This is a genomic window from Nocardia sp. NPDC056952, assembly GCF_042674185.1.
Taxonomy (GTDB): domain Bacteria; phylum Actinomycetota; class Actinomycetes; order Mycobacteriales; family Mycobacteriaceae; genus Nocardia.
On sequence record NZ_JBHURA010000005.1, the window covers coordinates 423,856 to 439,706 of the forward strand.

At 68.6% G+C, this 15,851-nt stretch carries 13 protein-coding genes; 7 read left to right on the plus strand and 6 right to left on the minus strand.

The window, feature by feature from the left end; genetic code table 11:
- Nucleotides 1-12 precede the first annotated feature (12 nt).
- The 3 genes from ACFTS5_RS20750 (at nt 13) to ACFTS5_RS20760 (ending at nt 3,764) form a co-directional block, all read left to right on the plus strand.
- Entirely contained in the window at nt 13-969 is a 957-nt protein-coding gene (locus ACFTS5_RS20750; RefSeq protein WP_378633270.1) for an electron transfer flavoprotein subunit alpha/FixB family protein, read from the plus strand.
- 219 nt (nt 970-1,188) lie between these two features.
- On the plus strand, nt 1,189-2,742 hold the full coding sequence (locus tag ACFTS5_RS20755) for a protein kinase (protein WP_378633273.1): 1,554 nt from the start codon (nt 1,189-1,191) through the stop codon (nt 2,740-2,742).
- A gap of 35 nt (nt 2,743-2,777) precedes the next feature.
- Entirely contained in the window at nt 2,778-3,764 is a 987-nt protein-coding gene (locus ACFTS5_RS20760) for an aminoglycoside phosphotransferase family protein (RefSeq protein WP_378633276.1), read from the plus strand.
- A 20-nt stretch (nt 3,765-3,784) separates the two neighbouring features.
- On the opposite strand, the gene ACFTS5_RS20765 is transcribed toward ACFTS5_RS20760, so the two are convergent.
- Entirely contained in the window at nt 3,785-4,639 is an 855-nt protein-coding gene (locus tag ACFTS5_RS20765; protein ID WP_378633279.1) for a LysR family transcriptional regulator, read from the minus strand.
- 145 nt (nt 4,640-4,784) lie between these two features.
- On the opposite strand from ACFTS5_RS20765, the gene ACFTS5_RS20770 reads away from it, so the two are divergent.
- The gene (locus ACFTS5_RS20770; protein WP_378633281.1) at nt 4,785-6,113 is read left to right on the plus strand and encodes an NAD(P)/FAD-dependent oxidoreductase; all 1,329 of its coding nucleotides are present in this window, start codon (nt 4,785-4,787) and stop codon (nt 6,111-6,113) included.
- Between the two features lie 74 nt (nt 6,114-6,187).
- Here the strand turns inward: ACFTS5_RS20770 and ACFTS5_RS20775 are convergent, their stop codons facing one another.
- From ACFTS5_RS20775 to ACFTS5_RS20795, 5 genes are all read right to left on the minus strand, one after another.
- On the minus strand, nt 6,188-6,949 hold the full coding sequence (locus ACFTS5_RS20775; protein ID WP_378633284.1) for an ATP-binding cassette domain-containing protein: 762 nt from the start codon (nt 6,947-6,949) through the stop codon (nt 6,188-6,190).
- On the minus strand, nt 6,946-8,778 hold the full coding sequence (locus ACFTS5_RS20780) for a dipeptide/oligopeptide/nickel ABC transporter permease/ATP-binding protein (RefSeq protein WP_378633286.1): 1,833 nt from the start codon (nt 8,776-8,778) through the stop codon (nt 6,946-6,948). The genes ACFTS5_RS20775 and ACFTS5_RS20780 overlap by 4 nt, the downstream gene beginning before the upstream one ends.
- A complete protein-coding gene (locus ACFTS5_RS20785; protein ID WP_378633289.1) occupies nt 8,775-9,716 on the minus strand; it encodes an ABC transporter permease in 942 nt (313 codons plus the stop codon). Before ACFTS5_RS20785 ends, ACFTS5_RS20780 begins: the two co-directional genes overlap by 4 nt.
- Entirely contained in the window at nt 9,713-11,254 is a 1,542-nt protein-coding gene (locus tag ACFTS5_RS20790; RefSeq protein ID WP_378633291.1) for an ABC transporter substrate-binding protein, read from the minus strand. The genes ACFTS5_RS20785 and ACFTS5_RS20790 overlap by 4 nt, the downstream gene beginning before the upstream one ends.
- A 196-nt stretch (nt 11,255-11,450) precedes the next feature.
- The gene (locus tag ACFTS5_RS20795) at nt 11,451-12,545 is read right to left on the minus strand and encodes an Lrp/AsnC family transcriptional regulator (RefSeq protein WP_378633293.1); all 1,095 of its coding nucleotides are present in this window, start codon (nt 12,543-12,545) and stop codon (nt 11,451-11,453) included.
- Nucleotides 12,546-12,651: 106 nt separating this feature from the next.
- Between ACFTS5_RS20795 and ACFTS5_RS20800 the strand changes: the two genes are divergently transcribed.
- From ACFTS5_RS20800 to ACFTS5_RS20810, 3 genes are all read left to right on the plus strand, one after another.
- Nucleotides 12,652-13,947: an amidohydrolase gene (locus tag ACFTS5_RS20800; protein ID WP_378633294.1), complete on the plus strand. Its 1,296-nt coding sequence runs from the start codon at nt 12,652-12,654 to the stop codon at nt 13,945-13,947.
- Between the two features lie 96 nt (nt 13,948-14,043).
- Nucleotides 14,044-14,862 (plus strand): GNAT family N-acetyltransferase, encoded by an 819-nt coding sequence (locus tag ACFTS5_RS20805; protein ID WP_378633297.1) that lies wholly within the window; start codon nt 14,044-14,046, stop codon nt 14,860-14,862.
- A gap of 46 nt (nt 14,863-14,908) precedes the next feature.
- On the plus strand, nt 14,909-15,820 hold the full coding sequence (locus tag ACFTS5_RS20810; protein WP_378633299.1) for a lysophospholipid acyltransferase family protein: 912 nt from the start codon (nt 14,909-14,911) through the stop codon (nt 15,818-15,820).
- Nucleotides 15,821-15,851 lie beyond the last annotated feature (31 nt).

A 15,851-nucleotide genomic window follows, 5' to 3' on the forward strand; every position in this document is an offset into this window, starting at 1 on the left:
GAGAAAGAACTAATGGCTGAAGTACTTGTGCTCATCGAGCACGCCGACGGTGCCGTGAAGAAGGTCAGCACCGAACTGCTCACCGCCGCCCGTGCGCTGGGCGAGCCCGCCGCCGTCGTGACCGGTCCCGCCGGTACCGCCGACAAGCTGGCCGCCGCACTGGCCGCCGGTGGCGCCGAGAAGATCTATGTCGCCGAGTCCGACGACATCGAGGGCTTCCTGGTCACCCCGAAGGTCGACGTCCTGGCCGGCCTGGTCGATTCCGCCGCGCCCGCCGCCGTGCTGGTCGCCGCCTCCGCCGAGGGCAAGGAGGTGTCGGGCCGCCTTGCCGCGCGCATCGGCTCCGGTCTGCTCGTCGACGTCATCGGCGTCAACGCCGACGGCTCCGCTGTGCACTCCATCTTCGGTGGCGCGTTCACCGTCGAGGCCAAGGCCACCGGCGACGTGCCGGTGATCTCGGTGCGCCCCGGCGCCATCGAGGCCGCTCCGCAGGCCGGCGCCGGCGAGCAGGTCGTCGTCGAGGTTCCGGCGCAGGAAGACGGCGTCGTGAAGGTCATCTCGCGTGACCCGATCGTCGGTGGCGACCGCCCCGATCTCGCCGAGGCGAGCATCGTGGTCTCCGGTGGCCGCGGCGTCGGTTCCGCCGAGAACTTCTCGGTCGTCGAGGCGCTGGCCGACTCGCTGGGTGCCGCTGTCGGCGCCTCGCGTGCCGCCGTCGACTCGGGCTACTACCCGGGCCAGTTCCAGGTGGGTCAGACCGGCAAGACGGTCTCCCCGCAGCTCTACATCGCACTGGGCATCTCCGGCGCCATCCAGCACCGCGCCGGCATGCAGACCTCGAAGACCATCGTCGCTGTCAACAAGGACGAGGAAGCACCCATCTTCGAGATCGCCGACTACGGCATCGTGGGCGACCTGTTCAACGTCTCCCCGCAGCTGACCGAAGCGGTCAAGTCCCACAAGGGCTGATCACCACCCGGTCGGTTCGACCTCGGCCCGCGAAACCTGTTCCTGCGCCAGCGCAGCCCGGTTTCGCGGGCCGTTGCCGTTTCCCCGACCGGGCACGGGTCGCTGAGCGGTCGACCTCGCAACATCGAGCGGGGCCGGTCGCGGAGTCGGCCACCGTCGCGAAGGCATGTGGCGCAGGTACTTCGGTGGACCTCGCCGACGGCGGGTAGCGTGCGGGTTGTGTTGGAATCGGGGGCGGGCTTCGCTGGATATCGCTTGGAGCGGGTGCTCGGGCAAGGGGGGATGGGGACGGTTTATCTGGCCGAGCATCCTCGGTTGCCGCGCAGCGTCGCGCTGAAATTGCTGAATCGGGAGTTCTCGGCCGATCAGGAACTGCAGCGGCGGTTCGAGCGGGAGGCCGATGTTGTCGCGCAGCTGGATCATCCGAGCATCGTCGGGGTGTACGACCGTGGCAGCGATGACGGGTATCTGTGGATCGCGATGCAGTTCATTCGCGGAACCGATGCCGCCACCTGGGATTCGCGTGCGCACGAGCCGGGGGTCACCGCGCGCCTGATCGGGGAAACGGCGTCGGCACTGGACTACGCCAACCAGCACGGGGTGCTGCACCGGGACGTGAAGCCGGGCAACATCCTGATCGCCGACGCCGAACACGGTCGTGAAATCCGGGCGGTACTCACCGATTTCGGGATCGCCCGGGTGGCCACCGCCAACACCCAGCTCACGGCGACGGGTACTTTCACCGCCACGCTCGCCTACGCCTCACCCGAGCAGCTCTCCGGTGAGATCGTCGACCATCGCAGCGACCAGTACTCGCTGGCCTGCACCCTGTTCGCGATGTATGCCGGTCATCCGCCTTATACCGCCACCAACCCCGTACAGGTGGTCGCCGGCCACCTGTCGCAGCCGGTGCCGCGGCTCACCTCGGTCAGAACGGATCTGCCGCCCGCGGTCGACGGCGTCATCGCCCGCGCGATGGCCAAGCGTCGCGACGAGAGATTCGGCAGCGCGACGGAATTCACCGATGTACTGCGGGACGCGCTCGAGGGAAGGCATGTCGCCGCGCCGACCGTGCGTCAGCCGTGGACCGACTCCGAGCACCGGGTCCCTGGCTCGGGTGAACACGCGCAGCGGCCGTGGACAGATCCCGCCCAGCGGTGGCACGGCTCCGAGGGGCACCCGCAGCAGTCCGTCCCATCCGGGTACGTCCAGCAGCCCGCCCCGCAGGCATTCGGCTCCGGTGGGCAGGGGCAGCCGGGGTGGGGGCGTGCGGAATACGGTGTGCCGGTAGGCGATCCGCGGATGTACCCGGGTCCGTGGCAGCAGGCCCCGGTCGGTGGCCCGGAGCCGTCGAAGGCCGCCGCGTTCTTCGTCGGCATCGTGACGCTGCTGTTCAGTCTGTCGATCGGGGCCTTCCTGATCTACGGCATCACCGAAACCCTCGACGAGATCGACCGGGGCAAGGATCCGAGCGGGTCGTTCATAGCGATCGCGATTCTCACCGTCGTCGTCGCGTTCACCGGCAGCGGCGCGCTACTACTGCTGTGCGCGCGCACCTCCGGTCGTGTCATGTCGATCATCACCGCGGTGCTCGTCGGGCTCTTCGCGCTGTTCGGGGTCATCGGGTCCGCGGTGGGCGAGGTCTACGCCGCGACCGCCGCCAGTGCTGCGGTGTTCGTCCTCGCGGCGGCGCTGGTCGGTTTCGCGGCATCACCGTCGACCGGGCGCTGGATCCGGTATCGCAAGGCGGTGCGCGCGAGTCGCTGGCGATGACCTGCGGTGTAGCCGGCGGTCAGTAGGGTGGGCTGATGTCGTCGGGGCGTGTGGCGGTGGTGCTGCCATCTTCGGTCGAGGAGACGGTTCGCGCGGTGTTCGGTGCGGCCGGGGCGCGGTGGATCGATGCGTTGCCCGAGGTGGTGGCCGGGTTGGCCGCGCGGTGGGGGCTGACGGAGTTCTCCGCGCCGTTCGGTGGCGGAACGCATGCCTATGTGGCGGCCGCGCGGCGCGTGGGCGGGGCATGGGTGGTGTTGAAGGTGCCGATGGTCGACGAGGAGAACCTCGCCGAGGCCACCGCGCTACACAGCTATGACGGCGACGGTGCGGTCCGGCTGCTCGATTTCGACCCGGCCAGCGGTGCGATGCTGCTCGAATGGGCCCGTCCGGGCACGGAATTGCTCACCCAGCCGGGGTTCCCCAGCCTGGAGGGGCGACCGGAGAACGCCGACAAGGTGGCGTTCGCCTGCGGGTTGTATCGCCGCCTGCGGCGCCCCGCGACCACGGTTCCCGCCGGTTTCCCGGAACTGCCCGTGGCCATCGACATCGTGACCGGTCTGCGTGCGCGGCTGGCCGATCCGGAACCCGCACTGGCCGAACACATCTCACCGCTGCTGCGGGAACGGGCAGCGCGCGGGTGTGCGGAGTTGAGTGAGCCGGCCGGTGAACTGCTGATCGTCAACCGCGACACCCATCTCGGCAATATCGTGGCCGCCGAACGTGAACCGTGGCTGCTGATCGACCCGAAACCCTGCCTCGGCGAAGCCGCCTTCGACGCGGGCTTCCTGATCATGATCCAGGTTCAGACGACGCCGACCCCCGAACACGCGCGCGCCGTCGTCGTCACGACCGCGCGTCACCTCGATGTTCCGATCGACCGCGCGGGCGCCTGGGCTTTCCTGCGCGCGATCGAGGAGATCGTCTGGTCGGTCGAGGACGGCGACGACGACACCCTGCCACTGCACGTGGCGGTCGCGACGGCGCTGGCAGGCGACCCGTGGCGATCCGGCGACCCGATCTGAACGACCAGGGCCACCACGACTCACGGTCGGTGCAGCGCATCCAGCAGGGTCTGCACGATCGGGTTCTCGCGGGCGTCCTCGCGCAGGACCGCCGATACCGGGATGCGAAGGCGGTGGTCGGTGAGGTCGAGGGTGAGCAGGCCCTTGGTGGGGCCCTCGTAGAGGATCGTCCAGGACTCGGGGCGGTTGAGCAGCTCCATCGTGGCGGTGTGATCGGGCGGGATCGGCGGGCCGAAGGTGGGCCCGGTCGGGAGGTCGGCGAAGGCCGAGCGGATCAGTGTGTGCAACAACACCTGCTCCTGCTCGGGCGGGAGCAGCAGGGGGTAGGGGCTCAGATCGGCGAGGGTGACCGCGCCGCGTTCGGCCAGCGGATGATTGCTCGAGATGGCGATCACCAGGTCCTCGACCCACAGCTGTTCCACCGCGAGGCCGGGCTGTTCGACGCTGCCGCGGATCAGCGCCAGATCGCAGTCGCCGTCGGCCACCGCGGTGATCCGCTGCCGGAACGGCTTGATCACGTATTCGATCTCGGCGTCGGGGTGGGCGGCGCGCGCGGTGGCGATCGCCGACAGCGAGGGCGCGGCGAAAGACATGTTGGCGGCCAAGCGAATTCGCGGTCCGGTGGTGCGCACGGCGGCACGGATCGCCGATTCCAGGCTCAGCATCTGCTTGGCCAGTGGCAGCAGGCGCGAGGTCGCGTCGGTCGGGACGACGGCGCGGGTGGTGCGCTCGAACAGTTGCGCGCCGAGGTCACGTTCCAGTCTCGCGATCTGATGGCTGATCGCGGATTGGGAGATGAAGCAGCGGTTGGCCGCGCGGCTGAAACTGAGCTCCTCGCAGACGGCCACGAAGTAGGCCAACTGTCGAAGTTCCACCAGGTACCTCCTATTGATTAGTTATGCAGATAAGAGTCATCTCTATTATGCGCCCAGGCAGTGGAAACATCTGCGTTCCGCATCGCGTTTACTCATAGGAAAGGACTTATTACCGATCTGGAACGCGATCTTGGAGCGAGTGATCATGGAACACACAGATGTCGTCATCGTCGGCTCGGGCTTCGGAGGCCTGGCCGCAGCCAAGCAACTGGCCAAGTCACGAGTCGGTGTCGTGCTGATCTCGAGCACGCCCGAACACCTGTTCCAGCCGCTGCTGTATCAGGTGGCGACCGGCGTGCTCGCGCCCGAGGAGATCGCGCCGCCGATCAAGAACGTACTGCGCCGCCACCCCGAGATCGACGTCCGCCTCGGCAAGGTCACCGGCATCGACGCGGAGAACGCGGTCCTCACCTACGAGACCGCCGACGGTCCCCGCCAGATCGCCTACGCCTCGCTGATCGCCGCCACCGGCGCCAGCCAGAGCTACTTCGGCCGCGACGACTTCGCCGAGAAGACCTATTCGCTCAAGACCATCGACGACGCCCAGCGCCTGCGCGACCAGATCGCCCACGTGTTCGCCCTGGCCGAGGGTGCCGACGAGGTGACCAGGCATCGCCTGCTCAGCTTCGTGGTGGTCGGCGCGGGCGCGACCGGTGTCGAGGTGGCGGGTCAGATCAAGGAACTCGCGAAACGGCACTTCCACCAGCAGGTTTCGGTGACCCTGGTCGAGGGTGCCGGCGAGGTGCTGCCGCCCTTCGGCGGCGGGCTCTCGGAGTACGCGAAGCGCTCGCTCACCGACAGCGGCGTCGAGGTGCTGCTCGGCACCTTCGTCACCGACATCGACGAGGGCAAGGTGACGGTCAAGGACAAAGAGGGCATGGAGCGCCGGATCGCCGCCGAGACGGTGGTGTGGTCGGCGGGCGTGCAGGTCGGCGGCTTCGCGACCCTGCTCGCCGAGGCCACCGGCGCCGAGACCGACCGCGCGGGCCGCATCCTGATCAACCCCGACCTGACCGTCGGCGGCCACGCCGACATCTACGCCATCGGCGACATGACCTCGCTCAACGGCTACCCCGGCCAGTCGCCGGTCGCCATGCAGGAGGGTCGCCACGCCGCCGACATCATCCGTCGCAAGAAGGACGCGGGCACGCCGTTCGTCTACTGGGACAAGGGCAGCATGGCCGTGATCAGCCGCTTCAGCGCGGTGGTGAAGCTCAACGAGCGCGTGACGTTCAAGGGCACCATCGCCTGGGCGATGTGGCTGGCCGTGCACCTGATGTATCTGGTCGGCTTCCGCAACCGCTTCGCCGCGGTGGCGGGATGGCTGGTCGCGTTCATCGGGACCGCACGACCGGGCTTCGACGAGGCCACCGAGGTTCGAGCCGTCGCCACCAAGACTGACGCCCCGGTCCGGAACGAGGCCGCTCCTGACGTCGTGGCCGAGACCGACTCGCGCGAGCGCGTCACCGTCTGACCCGAAACAGCAACGACCCGTCACCATCGTGGCGGGTCGTTGCTGTCGCCGAGGGCGGCAATCCGGCGGGAGGCTCAGGCCGTCGCGAACGTGGGCACGCTGGCGAGCAGTTTCCGGGTATAGGCCTGGCTCGGATTCCCGTAGATCTGTGCGCAGGAGCCGGATTCGACGAGCTCGCCGTGGCGCAGCACCGCCACCGCATCACTGACATGACGCACCACCGCCAGGTCGTGCGAGATGAACAGCATCGTCAGCCCGAGGCGTTCACGCAGATCGAGCAGCAGATTCAGGACCTCGGCCTGGACCGAGCAGTCCAGCGCGGAGGCGATCTCGTCGGCGATGATCACCTCCGGCTCCACCGCCAGGGCACGTGCCACCGCGATCCGCTGACGCTGGCCACCGGAGAACTCGTGCGGATAGCGCTGGGCGACAGCGGGGTCGAGCGACACCGTTTCCAGCCAGCGCCCGATCGCCTCGGTGTGTCTGCGCGGATTGGCGCGGGCCGGGTCGATGGCTTCGGCGATGGCGGCACCGATGGTCATGCGCGGGTTCAGCGAGGCGTAGGGATCCTGGGAGACCAACTGCACACGTCGCCGCGACTCACTCGACGGCTTCCCCGTCAGTGACTGCCCATCGAGGGTGATCTGTCCGGCACTCGGTGCCAGCAGTCCGACCACGGCTTTCGCGATGGTCGACTTGCCCGACCCCGATTCGCCGACCAAGCCCAGGGTTTCGCCGGTCGGCACCCGAAGCGTCACGTCGTCGACCACGGTGACCCCGCGTCGGCCGGAGCCGTACGAGACGGTGAGTCCGAGGATTTCGAGTCCACTGCTCATCGCGCGGAGACCTCCTGTGCGAGTGGGGCATTGACAACATGGCAGGCCACCCCGCCGACCTGTGGTGGCAACTCGGCCTCACACCGGGGCACCGCGAGCGGGCACCGTGGTGCGAACGCGCACCCGGCGGGCCTGTCCGCGGGGGCGGGCGGGCGACCCGGAATGGTCGCCAGCCTGCCGCTGGAAGCGCTGCCGTCGAGAGTGGGGCTGGCCGCCAGCAAGGCCTGGGTGTACGGATGCCGAGCTCGCCCGGCTCGCAGCTCCTCGGCGGTCAGCTCCTCGACGACGCGGCCCGCGTACATCACGACCACGCGATGACACAGTGTGCCGACCACGCCGATGTCATGGGAGATGAACAGCATGCCGGTGCCACGGTCGTTGATCTCGCGCAGCAGGTCGAGAACTTCCGCCTGCACCGTCACGTCCAGCGCCGTGGTCGCCTCGTCGGCGATGATCAGCCGCGGATCGGGTAGCACAGCCGCGGCGATCATCGCCCGCTGACGCATGCCACCCGAGAGCTGATGGGGGTACTGGCCGAGCACGGTCTCGGGGTCGCGCACATGCACGCGCCGCAACGCCTCGGCCGCCGCCGCCATGGCATCGCGTCGGCTCGTCTCGCGATGTACGCGAAGCACTTCGGTGAGCTGACTACCGATGCGCTGCGCCGGATTGAACGACGCCGACGGATCCTGGTAGACGATGCCGATCGCCGTCGCCAACCGCACCGGATCGCTGTCGGCGGCGGTCAGGTCGAGCCCGTCGAGATCGAGACAGGCCGCCCTGGTGCTCAGTTCGTCGGGCAGCAGTCGCGCCACCGCCATCGCCGTGAGGGACTTGCCCGAGCCGGATTCGCCGACGAGGCCGACGATTTCACCGGGCGCCACCTGCAGGGAGACCGAATCGACCAGGCGCACACCGTTGTCCAACTCGATGCTGAGGTCGGTCACCGTCAGCAACGCCTCGGGCGAGGGAGCCTGGGGGGCGAGCGGTTTCGGCACCGCCGTCACGCGTCGCTGCTCGGTGCGTTCGCGCGGGTCGAGGGTGGCGGCCAGACCGTCACCGATCAGCGAGGCGAACACGCCTGTCACCGTGATGGCGACGGCGGGCCCGAGCGCTTCCGACGGGGTGGTGTAGAGCGAACGCAGGCCCCCGTTGAGCATCGAGCCCCAGTCGTATTGGGGATTCTGCACACCGAGACCGAGGAACGACAGCCCGGAGAGGGCGACCAGAACCTGCGCGTACGCGGAGGACAGCAGCACCAGTAGCGGCCCGGCGATGTTCGGCAGCAGGTGCCTGCTCATCACCCTCGCCGGTGAGACGCCGAGTAGCTTGGCGGCGGAGACGAAGTCGCGCCCGGCGACCGAACCGGCGAGGTTGGCGGTGAGCCGCGCGAACGACGGTGAACCACCGAGCACGATGGCGATCACCGACGCAGTCGGTCCGGCGCCGAGAACGGTCGCCACCACCAGCGCCATGATCAATGTCGGTGCCGTGACCATGATGTCGATGATTCGCAGTCCGATTTCGCGCACTCGCGGCCCGGACACCCAGACCGCGGTGCCGATCGCGATACCGAGTGCGGCCGCCAACGCTGTCGCCACGGTGGTCAAGACCAGGGTGAGCCGGGCCGCGACCAGGGTGCGTGCCCAGACATCACGCCCGAGCGAGTCGGTGCCGAGCCAGTGCTCGGCGCTGATCCCCGCCCGCACGGTCGAGGACATGGCGGCGGCGGTGTCGCCCAGCAGTGGCGGCGCGATCAGCGCGACGAGCGCGACGGCGGTGAAACCGATCGCACCGACCACCAGGGAGGGATGGGGACGAGTCTTCATCGGTTACCTCCGGCCAGCGACGAACGCGGATCGAGGATCGCCAGCGCGATATCGACCAGCAGGTTGAGAACAGCGGCCAGCAGACCGAGGACCAGCACACAGCCCTGGATCACCGGGTAGTCGCGCACCAGCAGCGCGTCGACCACTCGCTGCCCGATCCCCGGCCACGCGAACACCGTTTCCACGATCACCGTGCCACCCAGCATCGAGGCGAGCACCAGACCACTCAGGGTCATCACCGCGGTGAGCAGATTGGGGAGCACGTGGCGGGTGTACAGCCGCAGCGGGGGCAGACGCCTACCGCGCGCGGTGCGGATGTAGTCCTGAGACAGCACTGTTCCGGCTTCGCGTCGTACCACTCGCGCCATCACACACATGCTGGGCAGGCTGATGGCCAGCACGGGCAGGATCAGCGATTGGGTCGTCTGTGCCCCACCCGCGGGCAGCAACCCCAGGGTGATCGCGAAGACCACCACCAGGGCGGTGCCGACCACGTATTCCGGTACGGCACCGAGCAATCCGGTCGACAGGGTGAACGCCCCGTCGGTGCGTCGACTGTGCCGGGCCGCGACCGCGATGCCGAGCGGCAGCGCGATCGCCAGGACCAGGATCAGCGAGAACACGGCCAGCTGCGCGGTGAACGGCAGCCGCGCCGCGATCACGTCCGAGACTGCCTCCCTGGTCTGGAAGGAACGACCGAGGTCGCCCTGCAGCAGGCCCGACACGTAGTCGAAGAAGCGGGTGAGCACCGGGCGGTCGAGCCCGAGTTCGGTCCGGATCCGGGCGATGTCGGCCTGGGTCGCGTTCTGACCGGCCAGTGATTCGGCCGGGTCACCGGGGATGAGCTGGATCATGGCGAAGGTGACCACGACGAGCACCACCGCCACCGCGAGGAGTCCGGCCGCGCGGCGCAGCGCGAAGCCGAACCACCCTGTCACGAGCCGATCCGGAGGGTGCTGAGGTCGATCTGACCGTTGGGGATATGGGCCCGCACACCGTCGCTGAACACGTAGCGCACGTTCAGCGTCGACAGCGGCACGATGTCGACGGCGCTGAGCAGACCAGCCTGGCCCTGCTGCCAGGCGGTGCACTTGGCTGTCGGATCGGTGGTGACGACGGCCGCGCGCAGACCCTGGTCGAAGGCGTTGTTGTGGGTCGCGCCGTAGTTGCGGCCCTGAGGCGGTTCGGCGCCGGTGAGCAGGTTCGACGCGGTGAGCAGCGTGGTCGACAGTGACGCCATCACATTGATGTCCCAGTCGCCGCTGGGCAGCACCGACGATGCCCAGGTGTTGTTGTCGACATTGACCAGCTTCACCTCGGCGCCCGCCGCGCGCAGTGCCTCGGCGACATAGGTGTTGCCCGCGCCGTCGGCGATCGCGTTGGTGCCCGTCACGGTGATCTTCTTGCCCGTGAGGACTCGGGTGGCCGAGGCGAGATCGTGCTGGGTCAGCAGCGCGTCGTCGGTGTTGGCGCAGACGTTGGCGGTGCTGTCGACATAGCTCTTCAGCAGGGTTCCGGAGCCGCCGAGAACCTTGTCGTAGGCCCTGGCGTCTACGGCCTGCGCGACGGCTTTGCGGAATTCCGCGTCGGCGCCGGGCTTGCCCGCACGCTGGTTGAAGAACAGGAAGTTGCGGATCATCGGTGCGGTCGCGGTCTCGAATCCCTGTTCCAGCCGGGTGCCGTCGGGACCGGTGAAACCGGCGAAGTCGAGCTGACCGGTCTGCAGGAGATTGGCCGCCGCCGATTCACTCTTGACGATGCTGAGCTCGATCGTGGCGGGCGAGCGACCGGACCGGTCGGCGGCGAAGGCGGGAAACGCGTCGAATCCCTCGCGCAGGGACGCGGTGTAGCGGGAGCCGCGTTCGCTCGCGGTGATGACGTAGGGACCTGTACCCGCGCCCGGCACCGAGCCGGTGGCCAGGCCGGTGGGGTCGTCCAGGCCCGGCTTACAGATGATGCCCGCGTTGACCAGGCCCAGCGAGGGGAGCAGCTCCGACCACGGGTTGGCCATGCGCACCGAGACGGTGCCCGCGGCGTCGTCGCCGGTGATGGTGGTCTTGTCGCCGGCGTTGGCCGCGCCGAATGTGTAGGCCGCGCCGGGGGCGGTCTTGCGGAAGTACTCCAGCGAGGCAGCGACCTGGCTCGCGGTGAGCGGGGCACCGTCGGAGCAGGTCAGGCCCTTGTTCAGGGTGAAGGTGGCCTGTGTCGCGGTGACGTCCCAGCTGGCAGCCAGCCGGGGGACGACGACGTTCTCGTCGTCGAGACCGACCAGCGTCGAGTACAGCAGACGACCGATGGCGTAGTCGGAGGAGCCGGCCGCCCGCGCGGGATCGAAGCTGCCCAGATCGGAGGTCAGGGCCAGGCGCACGGTCGCGTCGGACGCGGCCGAGCCCGGACCGCTGGTCTGTGATGTCGTGCACGCGGCGAGCGTCGCGACCGCCGCGACACACGCTGCGGCGAAGAGGGGGCGTTTCATGCGAACTCCTTGATGCGTGAGGTGACATCAAGGAATCAGTGCCGCTGTCAGGACCTGACTGTTCGCAGCTATCAGCCGCAGGAAGGCCGTGGTATGCGGAAAAAGGGCAAGCTCAGCTCATGTGCTGCGGATATTCGCCAGGTCGAGGGGCTCTGGTCCGCCCTGTCCGGTGGCCGAGGCGGCTGGGTGCCGAATTTTATTGTGCGATAGCCGCGGTGACCGAATCGGGGCGACCGCGCAGGAGGTCGACGAGGGCGTCCTCGGCACTGGAGGCCGCGCCGTCCTCCCAGCGCCCGATCGGGATGTGGCGCAGGTGACGCCCGTGCGGGTCGAGCAAGGTGGCCCCGATCTTCAACGGCCACAACGCCATCGAGCGATCGGCGATGGTCAGTTCCGGCATGGCTTCGGTGAGCCGCGCCTCGAACGCGGGCATGTCGGCCATCGTGCGCAGCCAGACGTTGAAGATCAGATTGCGTGGACCGGTCAGCGAGTAGCACATGCGGGTTTCGCGCATCGCCGCGATCGCGTTGCCGATCTCCGGCACGCGCGACAGTGGCGCCGCGGCCCAGAAGGTGACGCTGAGCGGCCAACCCGAGATGGAGCGGGCCACCTCGCAGCGATAGGCGATGGCATTGTCCTGCTCGAGCCGGGCCAGTCGCCTGCGCACGGTGGTGGGGCTCATCTCGGTGCGTTCGGCCAGCGCGGTGACCGATTGGCGGCAGTCGCGACTGAGCTCGGTGACCAGCGGGATGTCGTCGGCGTGGATCGAGCCGTAGCCGGGGGAGCGTCGGCGCGCAGGGGCGACCAGCGAGGTGTGAGCCATCCGTGCGCGGTCGAGTCGCCAGCGGCTGCCCTCGGTGAACGAGGTGGTCACCACCTGGGACCGGGTGGTGACCACGCCGTCGAGCGTGCCGAGCCGGAAGGTGATGTAGCGGGCCAAGGACGCGTGGTCGAAGAACACCGCGGTGATCATCAGGTCGCGTGCGCCCGTGGTGAGTTCGACGGTCACCAGGTTCACGTCTAGCGCGAGTTCGGCCGCGACCTCGTGCAGACGTCTCGGCGCGCAGTCGATTTCGATGATGGCCAGAAGCGGCGATACGCCGTCGATGCTGACCGGATAGCAGGTGAGCCAGGCCAGCCCCGCGTTCTGCAGACGCGTCCAGCGGCGGGCGGCGGTGGAGCCGTCGATGCCCAGCGCACGACCGATCTGCTGCCACTGTGCCCGCGGCGCCACCTGCAACGCGGCCACCAATTGGTAGTCCAGTTCGTCCAGAGTGGCGAAATTCTGCATAGTTTTGCCTTTCGGTGGCGAGATCCGGCGAATTCTATCGGCCCGGTGACTCGGTCGGCACGGTGATGTGGCCCGCCGCTTCCCGGACCCGAAGGACTTCGCAGTGATGAACGAAATCAGCGCGCCGCCACAATCCCTGCTCGCCGGTCTCGGCCGCTCGGTCGTCGCAGCGCCCACCGAGGACCGCTGGCAGCAGCTGTACCGCCGGCTCCACGCGTATCCGGAACTGTCGGGCGTGGAATTCGCGACCGCGAGCTTGGTGGCCGAACAGTTGCGCACGCTTCCCGGCTGGGAGGTGACCGAACGAGTCGGCGGCACCGGCGTGGTCGCGGTGTTGCGAGGCGGGCCCGGGCCCGTCGTCTGGATGCGCGCCGATATGGACGCCCTGCCGGTGCAGGAGGACACCGGAGTCGACTACTCCTCGACCGTCTCGGGTGTCATGCATGCCTGCGGGCACGATGTGCACGTCACCGCCCTGCTCGGTGCCTGCGCGGAGCTGTCCGCCGACGACACGCTGACCGGCACCGTTGTCGCGATCTTCCAGCCGGCGGAGGAAACCGGCGCCGGCGCGGCCGGAATGCTGAACGACGGTCTGCTGGAACGCTTTCCACGTCCGGATATCTGCCTCGGTCAACACGTGGGACCGACGCCCGCCGGTCTTGTCGTGACCCGCGCCGACATCGTGATGGCGGCCTCGGATTCGGTCCGGGTGCGGTTGGCCGGGGTCGGCGGACACGGTTCGACTCCGCACCTGGCCGTGAACCCGTTGACCATGGCGGCGTCGCTGGTCCTGCGCTTGGAGGCTCTGGTGGCACGACAGGCGGCGGTGGCATCGGGGCCGGTGCTCACCGCGGGGTCCTTGCACGTCGGCACGAGGCCGAACATCATCGCCGAGACCGCGGAACTACTACTCACCCTGCGCACGTTCTCCGATCGATCGCGCGAGCAGATGATGGAGGCGATCAGGCGGGTGGTCGCGGCCGAGGCCGCCGCCGCGGGTGCGCTCGTCGACCCGGAGGTCGAGTTCTTCCACCCGTTCCCGATGACGGTGAACACCCCCGGCGACACCGAGCGGGTGATGGCCGAACTCGGCGCGTCCGGGCTGGCCGTGCTGCCGCTACGCAATCCCCTCAGCGGCAGTGAGGATTTCGGCCTGCTGGGGACCGCGGCGGGCTGCCCGTCGGTGTTCTGGAACGTCGGTGGCTTCGGCGCCGACCGATTCGGCCCCACCGAAGCCGCGTACATGCTGGCAGAAGGCACGCTGCCGCCCTATCTGCCCACCAATCACTCGTCGCGATTCGCTCCCGATCCCGCGGTGACACTGCCCGCCGCGATCACCGCGATGAGCGCTGCGGTACGGGCGGAACTGGGTGTCGGCGAACGTTGCGCAGCCGTGAAATGAACGCTCGGTGTGACTCCCGTCTCGTTCACCGAGCTGGCATCGACACGACACTGAGGTGTCGCCCCGATGCCAGCTCGGACTGGCTTCATCAGCAGTATGACAATTTCGTCCGTGTTGACCGCCCCGGCGCCGGACTCCGGGGTGGGGAAATCTCGGTACTCCTTGGTCGTCGCGTCTGATGCCGAGCACCGGGAAGCCGCACAGCGACTGCGCTATCAGGTGTTCGCCTCCGAACCCGGTTTCCAGATGCCCGAGAACGCCACCGGCCTCGACGCCGACAAGTTCGACGAGCACTGCGACCACCTGCTGGTTCGGGACGAGTTCTCCGAACAGTTCGTCGGCTGCTACCGCATGCTGCCGCCGGACAAGGTCGACGCGGCGGGCGGCTACTACACCGCCACCGAGTTCGATCTGACCCAGCTCGATCCCACGGGCAACCGGATCGTCGAGATGGGCCGGGCCTGCGTGGTGCCCGATCACCGCAACGGCTCGGTGCTCACCCTCATGTGGGCAGGCATCCTGCACTACATCCAGCTCACCGGCTACGACTGGGTGATGGGCTGTGTGTCGGTGCCGATGCGGGATTCGCCGACCGATCCGGCCGGAGTGAACGTGCGCGGCGTGCGCGACCAGTTGCTCGGCCGCCACGCGTGTGACCCCGAGCGTCGGGTGCACCCGTACAACCCGGTCGTCGTCGACGGACTCTCCCTCGATCAGATGACCCCGCCGAGCCGCCCCAAGATGCCGCCGCTGCTGCGCGGCTACCTGCGCCTCGGCGCCGAGATCTGCGGCGAACCGGCCCATGATCCCGATTTCGCCGTCGCCGACTTCGTCGCGCTGCTCGGCATGGAAACCATCAACACCCGGTACCTGGAGCGGCTGCAGAGCGCGGCCGCCAATTTCGACGGGAAGTAAACCCATGGTGTTCGACGCGCCGCTCGCAACGCACTCTCATTCGTGGATGCCGTCGAGCCCCTGTGGGTCCGGCTGCATCGAGCCGATCGACGAGGTCGGCACCGCCAGGATGTTCGCCCGGCTGGCCGGAATGGCCGGGCTGGTACTCAGCTTCCCGGTCCTGACCGTGGCCACCCCGAAGTCGCGGCGCGAGCAGTTGCAGCGCCGCTACGCCAGGGCGGCACTGAGTTGCCTCGGGATGCGATTACGCATCATCGACAATCGGATTCCCGAGCAGTCCTCGACGGAGGGCTTCGCCGACACCAGCACCGCGGTGATGATCGTGGCCGGGCATATCGGCTGGGCGGATGTGGTGGCGCTGGCCGCGGTGCAGCCGGTCAGCTTCGTGGCTCGTGCCGACATGGTCGAGTGGCCGCTGCTGGGCAAACTCGCCAAGCTCACCCGCGTGATCCCGATCGAGCGGGCGCGACTGCGGGAACTGCCCGGTGTGGTCGGGCAGGTGGCCGACCGGCTGTCCGCGGGTAACCGGATCGTCGTCTTCCCCGAGGGCACCACCTGGTGCGGCCGGGCCTACGGCTCGATGCGGCCCGCCATGTTCCAGGCCGCCGTCGACACCGCCACCCCGGTCCAGCCGGTGCGGCTGCGGTACCTGGACAGCGACGGAATGCCATGCACCGTACCGGGTTTCGTCGGCACCGATACCTTCGCCGATTCCGCGAAGCGGGTGCTGCGCAGCAAGGGCATGATCGCCGAGATCGTGCTGGAGCCGCTCGAACACCCCGGACCGGATCGCCGGGATCTGGCCCGGCGCTGCGAGGCGGCGGTGCGTGGCACCGACCGTTCCCGCCACGGGGTGGCCGACACTCAGTGGATCGAAGCAGGCAATACCCGCGTGCAGGACCCCTCGATGGGGGAGCAGGGGGAGGTTCGCCGCCCGGCGAGGGCTACTGCCTGGTAACCATTCCTGGCCGGAATCATCGACGACCGGA

Bases quoted from the DNA above. Each gene is read 5' to 3' on its own strand.
- ACFTS5_RS20750 (WP_378633270.1), top strand. From the start codon at position 13: ATGGCTGAAGTACTTGTGCTCATCGAGCACGCCGACGGTGCCGTGAAG.
- ACFTS5_RS20790 (WP_378633291.1), bottom strand. From the start codon at position 11,254: ATGAAACGCCCCCTCTTCGCCGCAGCGTGTGTCGCGGCGGTCGCGACG.
- ACFTS5_RS20780 (WP_378633286.1), bottom strand. From the start codon at position 8,778: ATGAAGACTCGTCCCCATCCCTCCCTGGTGGTCGGTGCGATCGGTTTC.
- ACFTS5_RS20810 (WP_378633299.1), top strand. From the start codon at position 14,909: ATGCCGTCGAGCCCCTGTGGGTCCGGCTGCATCGAGCCGATCGACGAG.
- ACFTS5_RS20795 (WP_378633293.1), bottom strand. From the start codon at position 12,545: ATGCAGAATTTCGCCACTCTGGACGAACTGGACTACCAATTGGTGGCC.
- ACFTS5_RS20760 (WP_378633276.1), top strand. From the start codon at position 2,778: ATGTCGTCGGGGCGTGTGGCGGTGGTGCTGCCATCTTCGGTCGAGGAG.
- ACFTS5_RS20770 (WP_378633281.1), top strand. From the start codon at position 4,785: ATGGAACACACAGATGTCGTCATCGTCGGCTCGGGCTTCGGAGGCCTG.
- ACFTS5_RS20805 (WP_378633297.1), top strand. From the start codon at position 14,044: ATGACAATTTCGTCCGTGTTGACCGCCCCGGCGCCGGACTCCGGGGTG.
- ACFTS5_RS20800 (WP_378633294.1), top strand. From the start codon at position 12,652: ATGAACGAAATCAGCGCGCCGCCACAATCCCTGCTCGCCGGTCTCGGC.
- ACFTS5_RS20775 (WP_378633284.1), bottom strand. From the start codon at position 6,949: ATGAGCAGTGGACTCGAAATCCTCGGACTCACCGTCTCGTACGGCTCC.